We start from the raw sequence: 22,840 nt of genomic DNA, 5'->3' as shown, positions 1-22,840 counted from the left end.
TTTTTATCTATAGGCTTTTGCCGGGGGGAGCCGTTATAATTAGGTCTTGATCTGATGCACCGACAAACCTACAAACCGGAAGAATACGGGGAGGAACGGATGCTGAACATTCAATCTTTGTGGCGGAAGCGGGAAAGCGTGATCGTAACCTGGCTTGTTTCGTACAGTGCGGTGTTGTTCGTGCCGATTCTGATCAGCCTCGTCATTTATGCTCAAGCCAATGCGGCGTTAAAGAGCGAAATTCACCGGGCGAACGATTCGCTGCTGAAGCAAATGCGCTATACGATCGACACGCAAATCGATTTGATGAAACGGCTGAATATGGAGATAACCTGGAGTCCGAACTTACAGACGCTGATGTACTCCAACCAAGCCGAATCGGAAGCTCCTTACACGGCTTACCAGCTCGTCAAGGAGTTTCGTCTGTTTAAGACGTCGTACGCAACGATTGATGAATTTTACGTGGTTTGGAAAAAAGGGGATGCGGTTCTCCGGGCGGGAAATATTAGGGATTTGCCAACCGCCTTCCATACCATTCACCAGACCGGGGCCATGAGTATGGAGGCTTGGCAGCACACAATCTTGGAAGCGGATACAAATCGGTTTGTCGTGCTTCCTCATGTGAACGCGGGACCGACGGAATCCTCCATCGCTTACGTCACGCAGCTGCCCCCGAGTTTGAACGGGCAAGAGCCGGGAACCGTCGTGGTGATGGCCGATACGAGCCGGTTTCAACAAGCCATTGAAGGGATTTCGGGCTTCAGCGACGGATTGCTGTTGATTCTGAATCAGAATAACGAAGTGCTGATGACCAATCGGGACCATGCGGGCGAGCTGCTTCCCTTCATGGACGGCAATCGCGTGAAGCTGGATCAGGCGCAGGCGGGGGATTCGGAGTTGTTTTACATGGAATCCACAGTATCCGAACTCAAATATGCGTTGATCATACCCAGCGGATTGTATTGGGAAAAAGCCGTCTATGTCCGCAATTTTACCTATATCAGCATCCTGGTCAGCCTCATTGGCGCGGGGGTGCTGACGTGGTTCTTTATGCGGCGTAATTACTCCCCAATCCAACAGCTGGTGGAATCGCTGACCGACAAAAATGCGCAAGCCTTGCCCGGCGAACCCAACGAGCTGCGGTTCATCCAGAACATGATCCAGCGTACGCGGACCGAGAAAAACGAGATTGCCCAGCAGCTGCAAAAGCACCAGCAAGTGCTTCGCTCCAACTTAATATATCGGCTGCTGAAAGGAAAAACCGATCCCCTGGTCCCTTATGAAGAATCGTTTCGTTCGTTTCAAATGCCGCTGCATTCGCGGGATTTTGCCGTGATTCTGTTCGTCATCGAAAACGAGGAAAGTCTATACGATAAGCTGCCGGGCGTGGGATTTAACGAAAGAAGCAAGCTGATTCAGCTCATCATCTCCAACGTGGTTGAGGAGCTTGTCGCGAGCCGCGGGCACGCCGGGTACGTCGCGGAGGCCGATGAAATGATGGTCTGCCTGGTCAATTTGAACGCAGACACCTCATCTTCCGGGTGGAGTCAGGAACTGAACGAAATTGCGGGGGAAGCGCAGCGGTTCCTGGAGCGCTACGACATGGAGTTGACCATCTCGATCAGCGGCCGGCACGCGTCCTGGATCGGCATCCATGAAGCCTATCAGGAGGCGGTGGACGCGATGGAATACAAGATGGTGCTCGGCAAAAAAGGGATCATCGCCCACGGCGATATCCGTCACGAGTCGGCGAATGGCCCGTACGGGTACGATTATCCGCTGCAAGTTGAACAGCAGCTCATCAATTTCATCAAAGCCGGCGATGCCGAGCAGGCCGGCAGCTACATGAATGAGATCATGAGGCGCAATCTGGAGCAGCCGGTCATGTCGCTCAACGTCGCGAAATGCCTCATGTTTAATCTGGTGAGCACCATGATTAAAGTGATTCATGAGCTGGGCGGGCACGATGACGATTGCCGATTGGCCGGGTACCCGCTGTGGATTGACGATGTACTGGCCTGCGATACCGTTCAGGATATGCAACACGCTCTGCAAGACTTGTTGCATGAGGTTTGTGCCTTTGCTGCCGACAAACGCGCAAGCCATCTTGCGAGGGAGCGGGAGGACTCGCTTCGCAGTTTGACCGAGCAGGTGACGGCCTATATCGCGGCACGCTACAGCGACGTGAATCTAAACGTGAATGCGATCGGCGAGTATTTTGGCATGAAAGGCAGTTATCTCTCCAAGCTCTACAAGAATCAGACGGGCGAAGGACTGCTGGACAGCATCCATCGCTGCCGGATCGAACAGGCCAAGGAGCTCATGCGGACCAAAACCGATTCGATCAGCGAACTCTGCAAGGTCGTGGGGTATAACGATGCGGCCACATTCATTCGGGTCTTTAAAAAATACGAAGGCATCACGCCCGGCAGGTATAAGGAGATCAGCGGAATGAACGGGAAGGAGGCTACGGGATGACGCGAATGCGGAAGAAGGGCGGAGATCCTCCCGCCAATCGAGGAATTTCGGTGACGCTAGTGCTGGCATTGCTGGCCGTTCTGTTGGCCGCGTGCGATCCTGCCGAGGGGCGTTTTCGCGAGAGCCCGGCGGCATCGCCGGGAACTCCGCAGGTTTTGCGTAATAGCGAGGGCAGCGAGGTGGACAACCGGCCGTCGCTCACCTACTGGGCCGAATTAAACGGCAATGCGGCCAGCATTAAGTCCAGCTTCGGCGAAGTCCCTTTCTTTCAGGAATGGCAACGGAGAACCGGAGTGGAGTTGCACTTCATCCAGCCCCCCGGCAATCAAGGGAAAGAAGCGCTGAGCATTCTGCTCGCTTCCGGCGAGTTGCCGGATTTGATCGAGTACGAATGGATCAACTATCCGGGCGGGCCCGAGAAGGCGATCAATGACGGCTATATCCTGAGGCTGAACGAGATCATCGATCAATACGCTCCTCATCTCAAAAAATACCTGAGCGAGCATCCCGAAATCGATCTGCAGGTGCGCACGGCGAACGGGAGTTATTACGCGTTCCCGTTCATTCAAGGCGATAAGCGGCTACGCACTTACCAAGGACCCATTATCCGCAAGGATTGGCTGGATGAGCTCGGGCTTGAGGTGCCGGTGACGATCGAGGAATGGCACGACGTGCTGAAGGCGTTCAAGGAACGGAAAGGCGCTAAAGCGCCATTGACGTTTCTGGGCGTTCCGAATCCGCTGTTCGGCATCGAAGGGGGAGGATTCGTTGGCGCCTTTGGGATTAAGAAGGACTTTTACCAGGAGCAAGGCAAGGTTAAATTCGGCGCGATCGAGCCGGAGTACAAAGCGTTTCTGGCTTTGTTCCGCGATTGGTTCAAGGAAGGGCTGATCGATCCCAATCTCGCCGCGGTTGATTCTGAAACCCAGGATACCAGCATGATCCTTGGGCGCAGCGGCGCAAGCATCTGGAATGCCGGAGCGGGAATCGGGACTTGGCTGCCGATCATGAAAGCGAAGGATCCCGCTGTCGAACTGGCTCCGGTGCCGTATCCGGTGTTGAAGAAAGGAGATCGCCCGAAATTCGGCCAGTTCGCGCCAGCCGTTGGTACCAGCGGCGGCGTTGCGATTTCGACAAGCAACCGGCAGGTGGAGGAGGCGGCCCGCATGCTGGATTACGGGTATAGCCCGGAAGGCCATATGCTGTTTAATTTCGGGATCGAGGGAGTCAGCTACGAAATGAAGGACGGCTATCCTGCTTATACCGAACTCATCTTAAACAATCCGAACCGGTGGGCCCCGTCCCAAGCGCTCGCCATGTATACCCGGGCCAGCTATTTCGGTCCGTTCGTGCAGGATGTGCGTTACATGGAGCAGTATTACACGCTGAAGGAGCAGCAGGAGGCCATCCGGCTCTGGTCCGATACGGATGCTTCGCTCCACAATTTGCCGACCTTGCCGAAAACCGAAGAGGAGAGCACGGAATTTTCCGTCATTATGCAAGAAGTGAACCGCATGGTGGATGAGATGTCGCTCAAGATCATCTACGGCATTGAGCCGCTGGACGCGTTTGAAGGTTACGTAGAGCAAATTCGCGCCATGGGCATTGACCGGGCCATTCATATTCAGCAGCAGTCTCTGGATCGGTTCAACCAAGCGTTGTCTGTCAAGGGAATGGCGGTTTCCAAATAGGGCAAATTCCCGATAATCAGGGCTCGAATCCCTCCACATTAGGTCAAACAGATCATTCGTCGGTCTTCCTTTTTGTGTTAATCTCATTCTGAATCGAATACCCCTGTTAAGAGGAAGATCGATCCCTTATCGCCTCGCAGGGGAAATAAGAGAAGGAATGGAGCGTAGAGAACCGAGTGAAGAACAAGGCGATTCTGCTGTTTTTGGCAGTCTGGTTGACGTTGGCATGCGGAGTTTCCTCTCCGGCCCAAGCGGAGGAGCGGCAAACCAAAGCGATATGGGCCTGGGATTTTTACGAAACGGCTTCGAATTCGGACAAAATCACGGCGTTGTTGAAGTTCTTGAAGGAGCAGGACATCAACCTGTTGTTTATCGGAACGAGCAAGACGCTGCCGGATCAACCGGCAACTTACGAGGAACTGATTTACCGGGCGCATGAGGAGGGGATTCGCGTCTTTGCGCTGGTCGGAAGAGCGGAGTGGGCTTTGGAAGGCCGTCACCGCGAGGCGTTGACGGAGCTTCAGCAGGTGCTGTCGTTTAATGCCTCCCACCCGGCCAGCGCCTTTGACGGAATCCAATATGATATCGAGCCGCACACCTTGAAGGAATACAAAACCAAGCGAGGATCCGTGAACTATCAGTACATTCAGGTGTTGAAGAAAATCGCGGAAGAAATCAACGAAAGCGGAGATCCAATGGAGTTTAACGCGGCGATTCCCTGGTGGTATGCTTCCGGAGAAAATCCGGTGATTGTAGAGACGGGCGGACAACGGAAGCCGTTAAGTTATTTCGTCCTGGATATCGTAGATACCGCATCCCTGATGGCCTACCGCGACACGGCCGATCGGCAAATCCGCGCGTCCTTGGCGGAAGCGAATTATGCCGCGAAATTAGGCAAGAAGGTATATATCGGTGCGGAGACCAGTCCGCCGAACGGTTCCACGATTCCGAACGAGATTACGTATTTTAACAAAGGCTCGGTCTACATGAACAAGCAGATTATGGCCATCACCGCCTATTATGCGAAGCACGAAGGTTTTGGCGGCATCGCCATTCATCAGTATCCTGCTTTCAAAAAAATGCCGCAAGGTCGTTAATGAGCGACGAAGCCGGCGAGGGTTAACCCAACTCCCCCTTTAATCGCTTGATGTCGCTAATTGGGGGCAATCCAAACCGCCGGGCGTATTCCCGGCTGAATTGGGAGGGGCTTTCGTAACCCACCTGGTAAGCGACGTCGGCCGCGTCGGCCGATTCGGACAGCAGGATGCGACGGGCCTCCTGAAGCCGGATTTGCTTCTGGTATTGGAGCGGGCTCATCGCCGTGATTTCCTTGAAGTGACGGTGCAGGGAAGAGGGAGCCATATGAGCGATCGCGGCAAGCTCATCAATGCGCAGCGGTTGGGCATAATCGGCCTTGATCCGATGAACGACCCTGGCGATCCGGTTGGCCGTGCTGCCGCCGGTGGCAATTTGCCGCAACGCGTGGCCTTGCGCGCCGCGTAACACCCGGTACAAGATCTCCCGGATCACCAGCGGCGCTAACACCGGCGCGTCTTCCGGCTGCGCCGATAGCTTCACGAGCCGTATAGCGGCGTCAAGCATGTCCGGACTCGTCGGATCGACGAAGATGCCGCGACGCGACTCGCCCTTGGACAACCCGGCCAGATCGGCTTCCGTCATCAGGTCCAACGCTTCGTCCGGATCAAAATTAATCCGGATGCACAAATAAGGCGTTTCTTCGGAAGCTTCCGTCACCTGTGCCGCTACGGGAAGGTCCAGAGAAACGACCAAGTAGCTGGAAGGGCCATACGTATAACGCTCTTCCCCCAGAATAATCACTTTAGCCCCCTGCGCGATAATACAAATCCCCGGTTCATGGACAGAAAACGACGGATAGGCGATATCAGAGCTGCGAAGCAGAAATAACGACGGGATTGAAGTCGCATGAGCCCCGTTCCCGGGGGTATGTTGCTCGATCAACCGGGCCAACTCGGCTTGATAGGCCGTGAGGACTGTTTCAGCCGGATGCGTTGTGTACATCAGAATCCCTCCCTCCTTAGGTTAGGGCCATTATACCTTCTTTCTTCTACCCGATAAAGCGGCATGAGAGGATTAGGCAAGGATTTGCGATCATCGAGCTACCCCTTCTTCCGGCGGCTGGTTCATAATAAGCTGCAGGAAGGAGAGGATTCACTTGGAAAAAAACGAGCAACCGCAAACCCCGCCGCATCCTTATGTCGGTATGTGGGTGACTCTGGATGGGCAAATCCGCCAGGAACTGCTTCCGAACGGACGGTACGACGAAGCCCGGGGCAGTAGAAAAAGCGCCTATACCGGAAGCTATAAGGTCATCGGCAACCGAATCGATTACGTAGACGATACCGGCTTTACGGCCGATGGCGAATTTGAAGGCGACGTGTTGTATCACGGCGGAATGATCTTTTATCGAGAAAAGCAAGACTAGCATCGGCTCCGACGCCCTCCGACGCACCCGGAGCAATCTGGACAAGTTGAATGCCGACAGGGCGGCATGGGAGTTCTGGGGCGAGAATACGGATTGTTGAAAATGAATGATTACCAAAGGAAGGACGCGAACCTCTTCGCGTCCTTTTTGTTATGGGACGAAAGAAGGTTTATGGTTCTGTCAACAGGGGAGCTTCTTGTCTTTGGCCTTTACAGAAGATTAACACGCGGATGATACCGCCTTGATGTTCGCGCTGTACCATGAGAGACATGTGGGACCGTTCCCACTCGGGAACGCGTCTATAAACGGACTCCCAACAAGAAAAACAAGAAAGGCGATGAGCCGAATTGCTGGTACTCGATGTGAAGGGGCGCGTGACGCCGGAGTATTCGAAGACGCATCTCCGAATTCCGTTTCAGTTGGATGAGGACTGCTGCCGGTTGCAACTGAAATTTGAATATGCACCGAAGGTGCTGGAAGATCGCGAACGCTCGCTAGATTTGCTTGAGCAAAGCTTCGAGTCTTATCTGCTGCCGGAGCAAAGGGAACCGGCGATCACCCAAGCGGAACGTTATTTGCCGCTAAAAAACCTGATCACGCTCTCGCTCGACGATCCGCTTGGCTATCGGGGAGCGTGCCATCGCCACGACTCGATCCAAGAGCTGACGCTTTCGGCAGGGCAAGCATCCCCCGGGTTGATGCCGGGACCGCTACCCGCCGGAGATTGGCAGGTCACGCTGAGCATTCACTGCATCGTGACGGACTCGTGCGATTACCGGCTGCAAATCTGGACGGAAAAGGAGCTGAAGGCAGGATGAAATGGCTGGCTTGCGAGCTGCACACGCATACGCTGCACAGCGACGGCGTCCAAACGCTGGAAGAGTTGGCCGCGGGCGCTGCCCAACTCGGCTTCGACGCGATCGCCCTGATGGATCATAACACGATGTCCGGACTTGCCGGGAAGGACTCCATCGCCAGCCAATACGGGCTGATGATTCTGTCCGGCATGGAGTGGACGACGTTCTACGGCCATATGGTCACGATAGGATTAAGCGAATATGCCGATTGGCGAAGAGCCGACCGAAGCATGATCGATGAGGGGATTCAGGCGGTGCATCGCCTTGGCGGTATCGCCGGCTTGGCCCATCCTTTCCGGATCGGCAGTCCGGCCTGTACCGGGTGCTTCTGGGAATATGAGCTGCGGGATTGGTCGGTCGTCGATTATATCGAGGTTTGGTCCGGGACGTTCGCTTCCATCCGCACCAACAACCGGCGTGCCTATACCCTGTGGACCGACAAGCTGAACGAAGGCCTGCGGATATCCGCGACCTCGGGCCGGGATTGGCATGCGCAGTCGGATACGGATGAACCGCTGTCGGTCACGTATCTCGGCATCCCGGAAGGCGAGCTGCCGACGGAAGAGCGTCTCATTAACGCCCTTCGGGAAGGAAGAGCCGCCGTAACAATGGGCCCGCTGTTGTCGCTGACCGTCAGTTTGGGCGGCCAAAGTTTTGGCCTCGGATCCGTGATCCCTTCTCCGCGGCTTGCGGATGATCAGGGTGAGGTGCAAGCCCACATCACGATCGACTTCTCGGTAAGGCTGGGATTATGGTCCTTGCCGGAACAGAACTTCAAGCTCGTCCTTTGCTCCGACCTGGGGATGGAGCTGGAGATGGAGGTCACGCGAAGCGGAGGCAGCGCAGACGATCCCCTGTGTTTAGACGGATTGCCGGTTCTCTCCGGGTCAAGAAAATGGCTCCGGGCTGAGCTATGGGGGATGGTGCGGGAAGTTCATGCATTAATCGCTTTTACCAATCCGGTTTATTTCGAATAGGGAGGTAGTTCATGGCATGAAACAATTTCCGTTAATGACCGCCCATACCGGATGTATGGGCCACCCGGATCATTCGCTGGCCTCCTTACACGCTGCATTGGCGCTGGGAGCCGACGTTTATGAAGACGACATTCGGGCGACGCGGGACGGCCGGCTTGTACTGGCCCATGACGACGAAGTGCGGCTTGCGGACGGGCGTCAAACCCGATTATCGGACCTCACGCTGGAGGAGCTGGATGAACAATCGATCGAGGAGCGCCTTTCGCTGGAGTCCGTTCTACGATCAATCAAGGAAGCCGGCAGGACGATGAACCTCGACATCAAATCCGCGGCTTGCCTGGAACCGGCGGCCGCAATGCTCCTCAAAATGGAGATGACGAATCAGGCCTTCTTCAGCGGTTGCGAGTATCCCGTCGCGCTGGAAGCCGATCGCTGCGCCCGGGCCATCCGCAAGCTGCTGAACGTGAACATCGATAGCTTCTTGGCCGGACCTTATGCAGAAGCCGTTGCTAGAGCCTGCGATGAAGGCCGCGCTTCCAGATGCTTCGGGTTAAACGTCCCGTACCAGTTGGTTCGGCCGGAGCTCGTGGATGCCGCGAAACAAGCGGGGTTGGCCGTGTATGTCTGGACCGTTTCAGAGCCTGAAGACATGCGGCGGATGGCCGGATTGGGCGTCGATTCGATCACGACTCGCAACGTTGCCGAGCTTCTGGCCGTGAAGAACGAAGCGAAATTCAGTGAAGGAGAGACCGTACGTTGACGAACAAGCCGAACCATGGCCTCCGGGAGCTAGCCCAACTGGCGGGGGTATCCAAGTCCACGGCCTCTCGGGTCATCTCCGGCAACGGCTATGCCAGTCCCGAGGTGAAGGAACGCGTGCTGCAAGCGGCGGAAGCGCTCCGGTACAAGCCGAATGCCGTTGCCCGGGCCATGGTCACCAAACGAACGAACAACCTTGGCGTCATCGTATTCCGCGAAAAACCGCCGATCGTCTCGCATCCGCTCTACGGCAAAATCATTGACGAAATTCTGGTGGCCTCCGAAGCTCGCGGGTATTCCGTCTTCCTAAAAACGGACCGGGAGATGAGCTTGCGCTCCACGGATTACTTGCTGGAACAGCGGGTCGACGGACTGATTCTGGTCAGCCGGCTGCGGAAGAACGTGATCGATTACGTCAAAAAATTCAATGTGCCTTACTTGATGGTCAACGGTTCGACCGACGACCCCGACGTCATCCACCTTGTCAGCAACGATGAGGCCGGCGGTGCCCGGGCCGCCGATTATTTGTACGGACTGGGGCATCGCCAATTTTTCGTCATCGCCGGTCCGGTCGAGCACCGCAGCCATTCGCTTCGCATAACGGGGTTTACCCGCCGCCTGGAACAACTGGGCCTCTCCGGGCAATCCGGTGCCGTTCAGATGATCCCGTCCCCGGAGTCCAGCTTTGCATATGGATTCAAGCTGATGGAGGAGCACTTCCCGGCATTTCGGAACCAAGGGTATACCGCTTTATTTACGACGAACGACATGCTGGCGCTAGGCGCGATGAAGCTGCTGCTGGAACGAGGCGTCCGAATCCCCCAAGAGGTTGCGGTAATGGGGTACGACAACATCGAGCTGGGCAGTATGTATTCCCCGTCGCTGTCCACGGTCAGCGTGGATGCGACCGGCATCGGCCGGGACGCGGTAGAGATGCTCGATCGGCTGATCCGCGGGGAGGCGGATTTGCCGAAGTTGGTGGAATACGAGAGTCAGGTCGTCATACGCCAATCCACGGAAGGAAGGGAGTGACCCGAATCATGTTATGGTATTGGAAAAAGGTGGGAGCGAGGAGAATCATCGAGTTTGTGCTGCTGACCGTGTTTGCGGTATTTTTTGCCGGCCCGCTCTTGAATCTGCTGGTGCTGGCGTTCAGCGAAAAGTGGAACTATCCGGACGTGATGCCGGCGACCTGGGGATTCAAGTGGTGGAATTTCGTATTGGCCAAAGACGATATCGTCTCATCGATCTCGTTGTCGTTCTTGATCGCGGCCATCGTAACGGCCTTATCGATCCTCATCTGCATCCCGGCAGCTTATGCGTTCGCCCGAATCCAGTTTCCGCTGAAACGGATGTTCCTGTTCTCCTTCCTGCTGACGCATGCTTTTCCAAAAATGGGGCTGTACGTCTCGATTGCGGTGTTGTTCTATCGGATCGGATTAATGAACACCCTGCTGGGCGTCGTATTGATTCACATGATTAACGTGCTGATGTTTATGACCTGGATTCCTACGGCAGCCTTTCGTAACGTCCATCGGGCGCAGGAGGAATCGGCGCGGGACGTCGGAGCGACGCCGTTCCGGGTGTTCCGGAGCATTACGCTGCCGATGGCGATGCCCGGCATTATGGTCGCCTCGGTCTTTACGTTTCTCAATTCGCTGGACGAAGCGCAAGGGACGTTTCTCGTCGGCATCCCGGATTTCAAGACGATGCCGATCGTCATGTATTCCATTATCTCGGATTTTCCAAGCAGCGCCGGCGCGGTGTTCTCGATCATTCTGACCTTGCCGACCATCATACTGCTGCTTGCGGCCCAACGGCTCGTTAGCGCCGACGTGCTGGCGAGCGGGTTCCAGACGAAATAGACGATCAGGGGAAAAGGGGGTAATCCGCATGCAATTGGCGGTGCGCAATTTGACGAAACGCTACAAAACGGGAGACGGGGTTAGCGATATCAACTTAACGGTGGAACAAGGTGAGCTTGTCACGCTGCTCGGGCCTTCGGGATGCGGGAAGACGACGGTGCTGCGCAGCATCGGCGGCTTTCTCGAGCCGGATTCGGGCGACATCCTGATCGAGGGCCGCAGCGTCGTCGGGCTGCCGCCCGAGAAGCGCCCCACGTCCATGGTATTTCAGAGCTACAATCTATGGTCGCATATGTCCGTCTACGACAACTTGGCGTTCGGACTGAAGATCCGCAAGATGCCAAAGGCGGAAATCCGCGCCGCGGTTGCCGATGCGCTGAAGCTGGTCCGGTTGTCGGGCTACGAGAAGAAACATCCCGCCGAATTGTCGGGCGGTCAGCAGCAACGCGTCGCTTTGGCCCGGTCGCTGCTGCTTCAGCCGTCCGTGCTGCTGCTGGACGAGCCTTTCTCGGCGCTGGACGCGAAGCTGCGCCACGAGATGCGCGAGGAGCTTCGCGAGATCCAAATGCAAACCGGACTCACGATGGTTTTCGTGACGCATGACCAGGAGGAGGCGTTGTCGCTCTCTGACCGGATCGTTGTGATGAATCACGGGCGGATTGAACAGATCGCGGGACCGCAGCAAATCTACGATACGCCCGAGTCTTTATATGTTGCAGGTTTTATCGGCAAAATGAACTTTTTGGAGGGGGTGGCGGATGAAGAGAGCATCCGGATCGGCGCGATTCGCTTTCCGAACGAAAAGCGGCTTAGCGGTAAAATTACCGCGGCGATCCGGCCGGAGGACGTAGTCTTAAGCGATGTTGCGGAGAATGGCGAGAAGCTGGAGGGGAAAATCAAGCAAGTGATGGTCCTCGGGCATTACGCCGAAGTGACCGTCGAGCTGTCCGGATGGGGGACGCTGCGGACGTTCCAGTCGAAGGAAGCGACGCAGCACTTATCCATCGGCAAGGAAGTTGGCGTCAAGATCGTCAAATTGATCGGGTTTCCGTTAGGCGAACCCAACTAAGGGAGGATAAACGAAACATGCGATCCAAAAAAACATGGTTAACCCTGTTGTCTACCGCTTTATTAACGATGACGGTGCTTGCCGGATGCGGCGGTACCGGCGGAATTGGGGCGGCGTCCAATGCGGCGGCGCAAGGCGAATCGACGGCAGCTCCGGCAGCAGCCAGCGCGCCGGTCAAGTTTAACTTCTATTTTACGGGTTCGCAGAACGTCAAGGATTTATGGGATACGCTCGTTCCGATGTTCGAGAAGCAAAACGATCAAGTGGACGTGAACCTGGTGTATATCCCGTCCGGAACCGGTGCGGAGCCGACGTACGACCGCATTCTGGCAGCAAAGCAAGCCGGCAAAGGCTCGGGCGATATCGATCTGTATGAGGACGGCATCGGCGTCGTAGCCCAAGGCACCAAAGACGGGGTTTGGCAGCAGTTGGATCCGGGTGCGATCCCGAATCTGGCCAAAGTGAACGCCGACACGATGAAAGACGTGGACAATTACGCGATTCCGTATCGTTCTTCCGCCGTGGTCCTGGCGTACGACAGCACGAAAATCACCAACCCGCCGAAAACGCTGGACGAGCTGCTATCCTGGATCAAAGCGAACCCGGGGCAGTTCGCCTACAATGACCCGTCCACCGGAGGCTCCGGCAGCTCCTTCGTACAAACGGTGATCTACAAGGATCTACCCGAAGAGGATATCCATAATTCCGATCCGTCCGTGATGGCCAAGTGGGATACGGGGTTCCAAACGTTGAAAGAGCTTGGGAAATACGTCTATGGGGACGGCATTTATCCGAAAAAGAATCAGGGCACGCTGGATCTCCTGATGAACGGCGAGGTCTCGCTGATTCCGGCCTGGTCGGACATGGTACTGCAGCAAATCAACGAAGGACTGCTTCCCGATACGGTCAAAATGCAGCAAATTACGCCCGGCTTCAACGGCGGTCCGACTTATCTGATGGTGAACGGGGAATCCGACAAAAAAGAAGCGATCTATCAATTCCTGGATTTCGTTCTATCGCCGGAAGCGCAAACCGTCATCGTGGAGAAAATGAACGGGTTCCCGGGCATCGAGCTGGCCAATATGCCGCAGGAAACGCAAGCGAAGTTCGACGGCGTTGCCGAAGGCTTCCGAACCTTCAATATTGGCGATTTGGGCACGGAAATCAATAAACGCTGGCAGAGCGATGTAGCTGCGCAATGAGCAAGGAATGGAAACAAGCGATGGCGGGGCTGGCCATGGTCCTCCCCTCCTTCGCCATATTATTGGTCGTCGTCATCATCCCGATCCTCCAATCCTTGGTGCTGAGCCTCACGAATGAAGCGGGGGGATACGATTTCAGCCGGTACCACTACCTGTTTGCGGATAAGGGGATGCGGGCGAACCTCCTGTTCACCCTGCGCATCACCTTCATTACCTGCGCGTTGGTGCTGCTGGTCAGCTACACGTTGGCGATTTACATGCGCTTTAATCAGGGACCGATCGTCGAGCTAATTCGCAAAACCTACATGATCCCGTTGTTCATCCCGGGGGTTATCGCGACTTACGGGCTGATCAATCTGCTCGGAAACCACGGCTGGCTGGCGCGACTGCTGGCGCAAATCGGCGTCACGCTGCCGCGGATCATTTTCGACGAGAAGGGGATCATCATCGCGAATCTCTGGTTCAACATCCCGTTTACGACCATGCTGCTCAGCTCCGCACTGTCCGGGATTCCCTCGTCGGTCATCGAAAGCGCCAAAGACGTCGGAGCAGGGAAGTTAAGGTTATTCGCGCGGTTTATTTTCCCGCTCTCTTACAAAACGTTCCTCGTTGCGTTGACCTTCGTGTTCATGGGCGTGATCGGTTCATTTACGGCCCCGTTCCTGTTGGGTGCGAACTCCCCGCAGATGTTGGGTGTTTCCATGCAACAGGTATTTAGCGTGTTTCAGGAACGCGAGCAAGCGGCGGCAATGGCCTTTTTCTCGTTCCTGTTGTGTTCGGTGCTGGGGGCGTTTTACATCCGCTCGATGGCCAAGGAAGAGAACATCAAGATGTAGCGGCTCGCCCCTATAGATTTCTATAATCATCCCTTCCATTGATTGGACGTTTCGATTCGATTACAGTAGTATTGAAACTAAATTTTTCGAATCGAGAGGGGATGGCCGTGAATAACGCAGACAGGTCAATTCAATCCGCACCAAAGGAGCAGTGGAGAAGGAACATCGTTCTCTTCCTGAGCAGCCAAACCGTTTCATTGTTTGGTTCTTCGCTGGTGCAGTACGCGATCATGTGGTACATTACGCTGAATACGAAATCGGGGATCATGATGACGTTATACATCATTTGTGGATTCATCCCGACGTTCCTATTGTCCCCGGTGGCGGGCGTTTGGGCGGACCGTTATAACCGGAAAGTGTTGATTATGCTATCGGATGGCATGATTGCGCTCTCTACGCTGGTATTGGCGCTCCTGTTCCTGATGGGTTATGAGGAGGCTTGGCTGCTGTTCGTCATGGCGGCGATTCGGGCGCTGGGCTCGGGCGTGCAGACGCCGGCGGTCGGGGCGATTCTGCCGCAGATCGTACCGGCCGACCAATTAACCAAAGTGAACGGGATTAACGGTAGCATCCAAGCGGTGATTATGTTCGTGTCCCCCATCGTCAGCGCCGCGCTGCTTACGGTGGCGACGATCGAAATGATCTTTTTTATCGACGTGGTTACGGCGATGATCGCTATTCTGACGCTGCTGCTTTATTTTCGGATTCCGACGCACCAAAGAAATTCCGAACAACCGTCAACCAGCTATTTCAACGACTTGAAAGAGGGCCTGGCCTACATTCGCCGTCAAGCTTATTTAAAATCGTTTTTTGCTTTCATGGCGGTGTTCTTTATTCTGATGGCCCCGGCGGCATTTTTAACCCCGCTCCAAGTCACCCGCAGCTTTGGCGATGAGGTCTGGCGGCTCACCGCGATCGAAATCGCCTTTTCCGTCGGAATGATGGCGGGAGGGGGAATGATTGCCGCATGGGGCGGGTTTAAGAATAAAGTGCACACGATGACCCTGGCAACCGTTCTGATGGGGGCTTGTACCTTCTTGTTGGGCTTCGTTCCCGTTTTTTGGATCTACCTGGCGTTTATGGCCTTATTCGGCGTAGCGATGCCGGCTTTTAATACGCCGACCATGACGATGATCCAGGAAAAGGTCGATGAGAGCTATATGGGGAGAATCTTCGGCGTATTCAGCATGATCTCCACGTCCATGATGCCGATCGGGATGCTCATCTTCGGGCCGATTGCCGATGCGATCGCGATCGAATGGCTATTGATGGCTACCGGACTGTTGATGTTGATCCTATCGATCTTTCTCGGGCGGAATCAACCGTTGCTGGATGCCGGCAAACCGCCGATCCAGGAAGCTACCACCTAAACATGATGAAGGCAGGATCCCCAAGGGACCTGCCTTTTTCTTTTTTCCGTTCATGCGCTGCACCCGTCATATTCATTTAGGCATTCGTTTCTAAAGCAAGGATGGATTGACGATGGAGTCGAATTATGGAGAATAAACCGGATTTTTGGCGGGCAACATGTAACCACAAAGGCGTACAGGACCTAGGAAAGAAGGGGAAAACGTGAAGCTGAACCTTCTGTTGGATCCGCTGTTGATCAAACAGGTGCAGGGCAAGGCCGAACTGGAGATCAGCGGGATCGAGATCGATTCGCGGCATGTGACGCCGGGGTGTTTGTTCGTCTGCCTGCCGGGTGCCCTAAATGACGGACACCGGTATGCCGCCAAGGCCATAGAAGCCGGCGCGATCGCGCTGATGACGGAGAAGGAGCTGGCGGACATTCCTTCCCACATTACGATCATTCGGGTTCCGGATACGCGTCGTGCATTGGCGATCTTGGCGGATGTTTTCTATGGCCGGCCGTCGAGCCGGCTAAAGCTGATCGGAATCACAGGCACAAACGGGAAAACGACGACCACGCATTTAGTCGAGCATCTCCTTAATCAATATGGGAAACGGGCCGGCCTCATTGGTACGCTGTATATGCGAATAGGGAACTATAGGGAACAAACGGTGAACACCACGCCCGAATCCCTTGTGTTGCAGCGAAGTTTTCGCAAGATGCTGGAGCACGGTGCGGAGTACGCCGTAGTTGAAGTGTCCTCGCATGCTCTCGATATGGGCAGGGTAAGGGGATGTCAGTTCCGGACGGCGGTGTTGACGAATGTCACCCATGACCATTTGGATTACCATGAGTCGATGGACCGGTACAGCGATACGAAATCGCTGTTATTCTCGCAGCTGGGCGGCGCCTACGGAGATGAGCCGAAGTTCGCCATCCTGAACGCGGATGATTCGGTTGCCGCCGGATATGCCCGCAAAACCGCGGCTCAGGTTATCACGTACGGCGTGGAGCGGGAAGCTGACATCCGCGCAAGCCAAATCCGAATGAAACCGGACGGAACTTCCCTTCGAGTGGATACTTTTCGTGGGCCTATCGATCTGGATTTAAAGCTGCTAGGTTTGTTTAATGTATATAACGTTCTGGCGGCGATTGCGGTGGGTTTGTCGGAGGGCATTCCGCTTCAGTCCATGAAACGCAGCCTGGAGTCGTTTGAAGGGGTAACGGGACGGTTCGAGCCGATTTACGCCGGACAGGATTTCACCGTGATTTTGGACTATGCCCACAATCCCGACGGTCTGGAGAACGTGCTGCAAACGGCCAAAACGCTGACGCAAGGCAAGCTGGTTTGCGTATGTGGATGCGAGGGGGACAAGGATCGGATGAAACGACCGATCATGGCCCGCGTGGCAACGTCTTACGCCGATCTTGCGATCTTTACATCGGACAACACCCGGTCGGAGGATCCGGACGCGATATTAAGCGATATGCTGAATGGGGTTGAGGATGGGCCCATACCAAGCGATGCCTATGTTGCGATTGCGGACCGCCGGGAGGCGATCTCGTTGGCCATCGAGCAGGCCCGTCCCGGAGACTGCGTCGTCGTCGCGGGTAGAGGACACGAAACCCATCTGATCGTGAAAGACCGTCGGATTCCGTTTGATGATCGCGAAGTCATACAGGAAGCACTAGCGGGGCGTCTGGGTTATCCGGTTCCTGAAATGTGGGCGACGAACACGGTTGCGGCAAACGCACCGGAGGTCACTTTGTGAACAACAGCCTGGAAGATCCCTGGAGGACGTGAAATCGTGGAACTTATATGTTAGAATAGAGGGGATTTATGGAAAAGGCAGGTGTACTCCATGATTTACATCCAAAATGGCAAGCTGGTTAGGGAACTTCGCTCCGTACAAATGTTCAGGATGAAGCATTGTGCGGAGCTTAATCGGGAAGCTTAGCTTCCTGCATTCATCGGTTGATTGCTTGACCCGGAGAGCATAGGGAACCTAGGCTTATTCGAGTGCGGCTTTGAACCGGCGAATGCAAGGATTAAAGGGCCAAGGACAATGTTTTGTCCTTGGTCCTTTGTGTTTTTTACGGGGTTCCCCCAGAGCAGAGGACCGGTGCCGGCAGGCGCCTGTTTCTCTGCTTTTTTATTTTATGGAGAAAAGAGGAGTTAGACATGAGTTTATTGGAAATGAGCGGGGTTACGCACCGTTTCGGCGACAAGGAATTGTACCGCGGGGCCTCGCTGGAATTGCACGCGGGGGAACATATGGGACTCGTCGGACAAAATGGGGCGGGCAAAAGCACGCTCATCCGCATGCTTACCGGCGAGGTGATTCCCGATCAAGGCAGCATCCAGTGGCAGCCTCGTCTGCGACTGGGGCATCTGGATCAATATGCCCGGATTTCGGGGGCCGTATCGATTCGGGATTATCTGAAGACGGCATTTGACGAGCTTTATGAACTGGAACGAAAAATGGCCGAGATTTATCGGGAAGTGGCGGTCACGGGGGATGAAAGCCGAATGAAGCTGGCGGCGTTATGCCAAGAAAAGCTGGACGCCGGCGATTTCTACGACATCGACAGCCGGATCGACCAAACCGCCATGGGCCTGGGGATTCAGGCGATGGGGATGGAGCGGCCGATGTCGGAGTTAAGCGGGGGGCAACGGGCCCGGGTTATCCTGGCTAAACTGCTGCTGGAGGAACCGGACGTGCTGCTGCTCGATGAGCCGACCAATTTCCTGGACCGGGAGCATGTGGAGTGGTTGGCCGGCGCGTTGGCGTCATTCCGCGGCGCATTTATCGTCGTCTCTCACGATGCTTCGTTTCTTCAGAAGGTAACGAATTGTATTTGCGATGTCGAATTGGGTTCGATTCGGAAATACCCGGGCAGCTACAACGACTTTATGCGGCAAAAAGAACATCACCGGCGCGATTACGAGCGGCGGTACGAAGCGCAGCAGAAGAAAATCGAAGCTACCGAAAGCTATATTCGCAAAAACATTGCCGGCGTAAATAGCAAAATCGCTCAAGGGCGCCGCAAACAGCTGGAGCGAATGGAACGGATAGGCCCGCCGGTCCAAACCCATCCTCCGGCATTCCGTTTTCAGGAACTGGCGTCGCCCGGCCTGATTGCGCTAGAGACGCGCCGGCTCGTGGTCGGGTATGGTCAACCGCTGCTGCCGCCGCTCAGTTTTAAGGTATCCGGCGGCGAAAAACTGGTGGTTTCCGGGTTCAACGGCATCGGGAAATCGACACTGCTAAACACGCTGGTACGGCGGATTTCCGCCGTCTCTGGGGAATATCGGTTCGCGGATCGCGTGCATATCGGGTATTTTTCGCAGGAACTCGCTTGGGAGGAACCGACGATGACGCCGATCCAATACATCGCCGAATTTCGTCCCGATCTCGACGGCAAGGAAATCCGCCGGCATTTGGCCCGCTGCGGTTTAAATCAGTCGTTGGTAGCGCGAGCTATCGGAACGCTAAGCGGCGGGGAGCAATCGAAGGTGAAACTATGCCGGTTGCTGCTGACGCCATGCAATTTCCTGATCCTGGACGAACCCACCAATCACTTGGATCAGGAGGCCAAAGCAGCACTGCGTCAGGCTTTGATCGAATTTCGCGGCAGCGTGCTGTTGGTCTCCCACGATCGTTCCTTTTACCAGGATTGGGCGGATCGCGTGTTGCGTATCGGGAAGTAAGCGGGAGAGCCATTACCGATAACTAAGGCGCCCTAAAATTAATTGGGGCGCCCTTTTAGGATAATATTGTTCGCTTTGCCGAAATCGAGCGCGACTTTCCCTGTCAGCGCGGCTATCCGTTCGGCCAGCACCACCGCATTAACCCCGCAGGAGATCAATGCAACGTCATAGCTGTCTTTATGGGAGGTCATCCATTGGATGGTATTTCGATAATCCTGCCATTGATGAAAAGGCAGGGCATGCACGATATTTTGCTTGTACGGCTCTTTCTCAAGACGCTCCTTGATCTTTTGGGCTTCCCTCGTGATGACGATGATTCTCCGCCCGGCCAGGGGTCCATCCAACATTTTGACGAAAATATACTCTAAGGATTTTTCTATATAAAAAAGCCAACGTTTCTTATACTTAAGGAATCACCGACTATTTGAGGTTGATCTTATTTCCGATTCTTTTCTCTTTTATATTCTTGGTAATCCCCCTAGCCCTTGCAAAGTAGGGAGGGTTTGCTTCTTTTGGATGGAATCATTTGGATAGATTGAGGCTAATAAATTTCAAGGTTTCTTAGCGTACGCTTTCCGCGTTTTGTTGGCAATACCCCGGTTGACTGTCCAGGGCAAGGGGAGCGAAAACCCGTCCTCCTGCATATATCAAACATAGGGTAGCTACACCTCCTCGTATAATCAGTTTAGAAGCTCATCTCAAGCGAATTTCCAGTTGATCCGGACAACCGGAAACAGCTTAGATGAATTTCCATATGATGATCATCAACTCAGCGGCGGTGGTGGATGATGTAGCCGAACCCGTACCGCAGCCCGAAGGGCGAGGAACGGAAGTCGGGGAGGCGAAGCCTCTGTCCTCCATCTCTTCGGATCGATCCGGACGATTCGAAGAGCCCGCCGTTTGAGAAGCCCCTGGCTTCCTCATCCGCTAGTTTTTGCTTCACCCGTTTTATCCCCTTCTTTGGATGGGGAAGTCGGGGAAATCTCAAAAAACTGATTCACAATTTGTGCTCTAATCGCAGAATGGATTTGCCATTGCTGTTTCTTTGTCATGCGCTTTTCCACAACTGAATACATGCAGCGTTCGAATGCGAGAGGTCGCATGGCAAGCGAACGCCGCTTTACAACTCGGAACTGTCCGTGGAACAATGGGATCGACAAGCTTGATCTCGGGAGACTTCTTTCCCTCCGTGCAGACCGCAAGGTACTGCTTCAAAAGCCTGCTACCCGGATCCACCGCTCAGATTCTGACCGCTAGTTGCGCCCTCATGCGGGATGGGGGAGTAGCACCCCGCAATTGTCTTCCCCATGGGTGAGTGCTGATGACGAGGCTGCAGCAGGTGGTTTCCACGGGCACCCAGGTCCGAGTCCGGCTTGATTTTGTGTACAAGCACCCGAGGAGGTGAATCCCATGTCCCAAATGCTGATCGGTATAGACGTAAGCTTGCGTTCCCACCATGTACAATTCATGGCGGGGGACGGCCGGAAGCTGGCCTCTTTCTCCGTCACCAACGACCGACACGGGGCCGATACCCTCATTCGTCGGATGCTGGATACGGCGGCGGAAGTGGGGTGCCAAACGCTTCGCATCGGGATGGAGGCGACATCCAATCTTGGATGGCACCTGGCCCACTACTTAAAAGACCAACTCGCTCCTTATGAACCCAACGTTCAGGCTCAGGTTTACGTCTTGAATGCTCGTAAAGTGGCTCGGTTCAAGAAGGGCTATGATACCCTTCCCAAAACCGACCGCATTGATGCCTGGGTGATTGCAGACCATCTGCGTTTCGGACGACTGCCTCACGATATGAATGAAGTAGTCCAATACCAAGCCTTGCAGCGTCTGACTCGCACGCGCTTTCACCTCATCCACAGTATCAAGCGTGAAAAAGCGTATTTCCTGAATCAGGTGTTTCTGAAGTTCAGCGGGATGCGGATCGACAATCCGTTCTCGGACACTTTCGGCGCCACCAGTCTGGCTGTGATCCAAGAGCTGGATCCCGAACGCATCGCGGAGATGCCCATGGAAAAGCTGATTGAATTTCTTCAGGAGAAGGGCAAAAAACGTTTCGCCAATCCGCAAGAAATCGCGGAACTGTTGAAAAAGCTGGCCCGCTCTTCGTATCGGTTGGATAAAGCCATGAGTGATCCGGTCAATATCTCGTTGTCCGTCACCCTCAGCGTCATTAAGAACATGGAGGCTGAGGTCAAGAAACTGGATAGACAGATCGACAAGATCATGAAAGGCTTTCAGCAGACACTGACATCCGTCAAAGGCATCGGAGCCGTGTATGCAGCCGGAATCCTGGCCGAGATCGGTGATATTAGCCGATTTGATGATCACAACGCATTGGCCAAATTCGCCGGTCTGGTCTGGAACAAGTACCAGTCCGGAGATTTTGAAGCTGAAGATACCGAGCGCGTGATGACCGGCAACAAGTATCTGCGCTACTACTTGGTTGAAGCAGCAGATAAAGTTCGCAAATACGATTCGGAATACGAAGCGTTCTACCACAAGAAATTTAACGAAGTTACGAAACACCAGCACAAACGAGCACTCGTCCTTACCGCACGCAAATTGGTACGGTTGGTCTTCATGCTACTGAAGACCAAGAAACTGTACACACCACCGGAGAGGAGGAATTAAACCAGATTCCTGATTTTTTCTCCACTTCCATTAGACCCGCCCAAACAGTCGTCTGAAAATTCCGTCTATTGGCTGGGTCAGGTTTCGTATTGCCTTTTTTAGGCTCAAAACAGATTTTTCCCAAGTTTCCTTCCAATTTTCATTGATCAACCCCTTGACATTCCACCGCTAGGCTTTGTCATGGACCTTACCTTGTCTTGCCGAGAGCGAGACAAGGTCTTTTTTTGCCCATTTTCTGTGTATTTGATAGATGGACAAAAATTTATAGGTAGATTCGCCGTTTCCGAGTTAATAGCAGGCAAATATACTAAAGGGTAGTCAACTACCCCCATCAAAGGAGAGGATAGAAGTAATGACAAAGGAATTTAGAAAAAGAAAAACAACCTGCAAAAAAAAATCTTCCCAGCAAACAGCGTGTAGCTGTCATCGTAAAAAACACAAACACCGCAAGCCGCCTGTCAAAGTGACGATTTCCTTAGCCAAGGCGATCGACAAGGCGATTGCCAAAAGCCTTGCTAAAAACCTTGCTAAAAACCTTGCTAAAAACCAAGCTCATGCCATTAGTAATGCCACAAGCACAAATGATAACGACAGCGGATCCACCATTAACGATCAACTTACAAGCGAAAGTGGCGCTAAAAATCATTCGGAAAGCGACAGCGACTCGAAAATTTTCGAAAAAGTCGATAACCAAAGTACGGCAACGAACGCCACTAATACCGATAGTGACTCTACCATTAACGAAACGGTTAATTCCACCAGTGGTGCAACCAACACCAGTGATAACGATAGTTCGGCTACTGTCAATGACACATTAACAAGCACAAGCGGCTCGAACAATACCTCTAATACCGATAGTGACTCTACCATTAACGAAACGGTTAATTCCACCAGTGGTGCAACCAACACCAGTGATAATGATAGTTCGGCTAC

General features: G+C 54.2%; 19 protein-coding genes and 1 pseudogene. 17 read left to right on the top strand and 3 right to left on the bottom strand.

Translation table 11 applies throughout. The features are described 5' to 3' along the window. The first annotated feature begins 54 nt into the window (after nucleotides 1-54). The 3 genes from MJ257_RS00100 to MJ257_RS00090 all read left to right on the top strand — a co-directional run bounded on the left by MJ257_RS00100 (nucleotide 55) and on the right by MJ257_RS00090 (nucleotide 5,266). The gene (locus MJ257_RS00100; protein WP_240267357.1) at nucleotides 55-2,478 is read left to right on the top strand and encodes a helix-turn-helix domain-containing protein; all 2,424 of its coding nucleotides are present in this window, start codon (nucleotides 55-57) and stop codon (nucleotides 2,476-2,478) included. Then, the gene (locus tag MJ257_RS00095) at nucleotides 2,475-4,169 is read left to right on the top strand and encodes an extracellular solute-binding protein (protein WP_240267356.1); all 1,695 of its coding nucleotides are present in this window, start codon (nucleotides 2,475-2,477) and stop codon (nucleotides 4,167-4,169) included. The genes MJ257_RS00100 and MJ257_RS00095 overlap by 4 nt, the downstream gene beginning before the upstream one ends. A 176-nt stretch (nucleotides 4,170-4,345) precedes the next feature. Continuing rightward, nucleotides 4,346-5,266, top strand: coding sequence for a TraB/GumN family protein (locus MJ257_RS00090; RefSeq protein ID WP_240267355.1), 921 nt, complete (start codon nucleotides 4,346-4,348; stop codon nucleotides 5,264-5,266). A gap of 22 nt (nucleotides 5,267-5,288) precedes the next feature. Here the strand turns inward: MJ257_RS00090 and MJ257_RS00085 are convergent, their stop codons facing one another. Continuing rightward, nucleotides 5,289-6,209, bottom strand: a complete 921-nt coding sequence (locus MJ257_RS00085) for an AraC family transcriptional regulator (RefSeq protein ID WP_240267354.1) — start codon at nucleotides 6,207-6,209, stop codon at nucleotides 5,289-5,291. A 154-nt stretch (nucleotides 6,210-6,363) separates the two neighbouring features. Here MJ257_RS00085 and MJ257_RS00080 point away from each other — a divergent pair, with 154 nt between their 5' ends. The 12 genes from MJ257_RS00080 to MJ257_RS00025 all read left to right on the top strand — a co-directional run bounded on the left by MJ257_RS00080 (nucleotide 6,364) and on the right by MJ257_RS00025 (nucleotide 19,261). After that, entirely contained in the window at nucleotides 6,364-6,633 is a 270-nt protein-coding gene (locus MJ257_RS00080; protein ID WP_270405702.1) for an Atu4866 domain-containing protein, read from the top strand. A 347-nt stretch (nucleotides 6,634-6,980) separates the two neighbouring features. Then, on the top strand, nucleotides 6,981-7,451 hold the full coding sequence (locus MJ257_RS00075) for a hypothetical protein (RefSeq protein WP_240267353.1): 471 nt from the start codon (nucleotides 6,981-6,983) through the stop codon (nucleotides 7,449-7,451). Then, nucleotides 7,448-8,467, top strand: a complete 1,020-nt coding sequence (locus MJ257_RS00070) for a CehA/McbA family metallohydrolase (protein ID WP_240267352.1) — start codon at nucleotides 7,448-7,450, stop codon at nucleotides 8,465-8,467. Before MJ257_RS00075 ends, MJ257_RS00070 begins: the two co-directional genes overlap by 4 nt. 16 nt (nucleotides 8,468-8,483) lie before the next feature. Continuing rightward, on the top strand, nucleotides 8,484-9,227 hold the full coding sequence (locus MJ257_RS00065; RefSeq protein ID WP_240267351.1) for a glycerophosphodiester phosphodiesterase: 744 nt from the start codon (nucleotides 8,484-8,486) through the stop codon (nucleotides 9,225-9,227). Continuing rightward, a complete protein-coding gene (locus tag MJ257_RS00060) occupies nucleotides 9,224-10,258 on the top strand; it encodes a LacI family DNA-binding transcriptional regulator (RefSeq protein ID WP_240267350.1) in 1,035 nt (344 codons plus the stop codon). Before MJ257_RS00065 ends, MJ257_RS00060 begins: the two co-directional genes overlap by 4 nt. A gap of 8 nt (nucleotides 10,259-10,266) precedes the next feature. Beyond that, on the top strand, nucleotides 10,267-11,091 hold the full coding sequence (locus tag MJ257_RS00055) for an ABC transporter permease (protein WP_178019479.1): 825 nt from the start codon (nucleotides 10,267-10,269) through the stop codon (nucleotides 11,089-11,091). Nucleotides 11,092-11,119: 28 nt separating this feature from the next. Further along, nucleotides 11,120-12,160, top strand: coding sequence for an ABC transporter ATP-binding protein (locus tag MJ257_RS00050; RefSeq protein WP_240267349.1), 1,041 nt, complete (start codon nucleotides 11,120-11,122; stop codon nucleotides 12,158-12,160). A gap of 17 nt (nucleotides 12,161-12,177) precedes the next feature. Further along, entirely contained in the window at nucleotides 12,178-13,362 is a 1,185-nt protein-coding gene (locus tag MJ257_RS00045) for an extracellular solute-binding protein (RefSeq protein ID WP_240267348.1), read from the top strand. Beyond that, the gene (locus MJ257_RS00040) at nucleotides 13,359-14,198 is read left to right on the top strand and encodes an ABC transporter permease (protein WP_240267347.1); all 840 of its coding nucleotides are present in this window, start codon (nucleotides 13,359-13,361) and stop codon (nucleotides 14,196-14,198) included. The genes MJ257_RS00045 and MJ257_RS00040 overlap by 4 nt, the downstream gene beginning before the upstream one ends. 107 nt (nucleotides 14,199-14,305) lie before the next feature. Further along, nucleotides 14,306-15,568: an MFS transporter gene (locus tag MJ257_RS00035; protein ID WP_240267346.1), complete on the top strand. Its 1,263-nt coding sequence runs from the start codon at nucleotides 14,306-14,308 to the stop codon at nucleotides 15,566-15,568. Nucleotides 15,569-15,770: 202 nt separating this feature from the next. Continuing rightward, nucleotides 15,771-17,321 carry a UDP-N-acetylmuramoyl-L-alanyl-D-glutamate--2,6-diaminopimelate ligase gene (locus tag MJ257_RS00030; protein WP_240267345.1) on the top strand — a complete coding sequence of 517 codons (1,551 nt, stop codon included), beginning with the start codon at nucleotides 15,771-15,773 and terminating at the stop codon, nucleotides 17,319-17,321. Nucleotides 17,322-17,731: 410 nt separating this feature from the next. Then, nucleotides 17,732-19,261 carry an ABC-F family ATP-binding cassette domain-containing protein gene (locus MJ257_RS00025; protein ID WP_240267344.1) on the top strand — a complete coding sequence of 510 codons (1,530 nt, stop codon included), beginning with the start codon at nucleotides 17,732-17,734 and terminating at the stop codon, nucleotides 19,259-19,261. Between the two features lie 38 nt (nucleotides 19,262-19,299). On the opposite strand, the gene MJ257_RS00020 is transcribed toward MJ257_RS00025, so the two are convergent. After that, entirely contained in the window at nucleotides 19,300-19,608 is a 309-nt protein-coding gene (locus tag MJ257_RS00020; RefSeq protein ID WP_240267343.1) for a GT-D fold domain-containing glycosyltransferase, read from the bottom strand. 422 nt (nucleotides 19,609-20,030) lie between these two features. After that, the gene (locus MJ257_RS00015) at nucleotides 20,031-20,204 is read right to left on the bottom strand and encodes a hypothetical protein (RefSeq protein WP_240267342.1); all 174 of its coding nucleotides are present in this window, start codon (nucleotides 20,202-20,204) and stop codon (nucleotides 20,031-20,033) included. Between the two features lie 467 nt (nucleotides 20,205-20,671). Here MJ257_RS00015 and MJ257_RS00010 point away from each other — a divergent pair, with 467 nt between their 5' ends. Further along, complete coding sequence (locus MJ257_RS00010; RefSeq protein ID WP_080839479.1) at nucleotides 20,672-21,907, top strand: IS110 family RNA-guided transposase; 1,236 nt, start codon at nucleotides 20,672-20,674, stop codon at nucleotides 21,905-21,907. A 352-nt stretch (nucleotides 21,908-22,259) separates the two neighbouring features. Further along, nucleotides 22,260-22,840: pseudogene (locus MJ257_RS00005) on the top strand (hypothetical protein); the annotation flags it as partial.

Source organism: Paenibacillus timonensis (assembly GCF_022427145.1).
GTDB classification, from domain to species: Bacteria; Bacillota; Bacilli; order Paenibacillales; family Paenibacillaceae; genus Fontibacillus; species Fontibacillus timonensis.
Note: the sequence above shows the minus strand (reverse complement) of the source record. Positions and strands in the feature narration are given on the sequence as shown.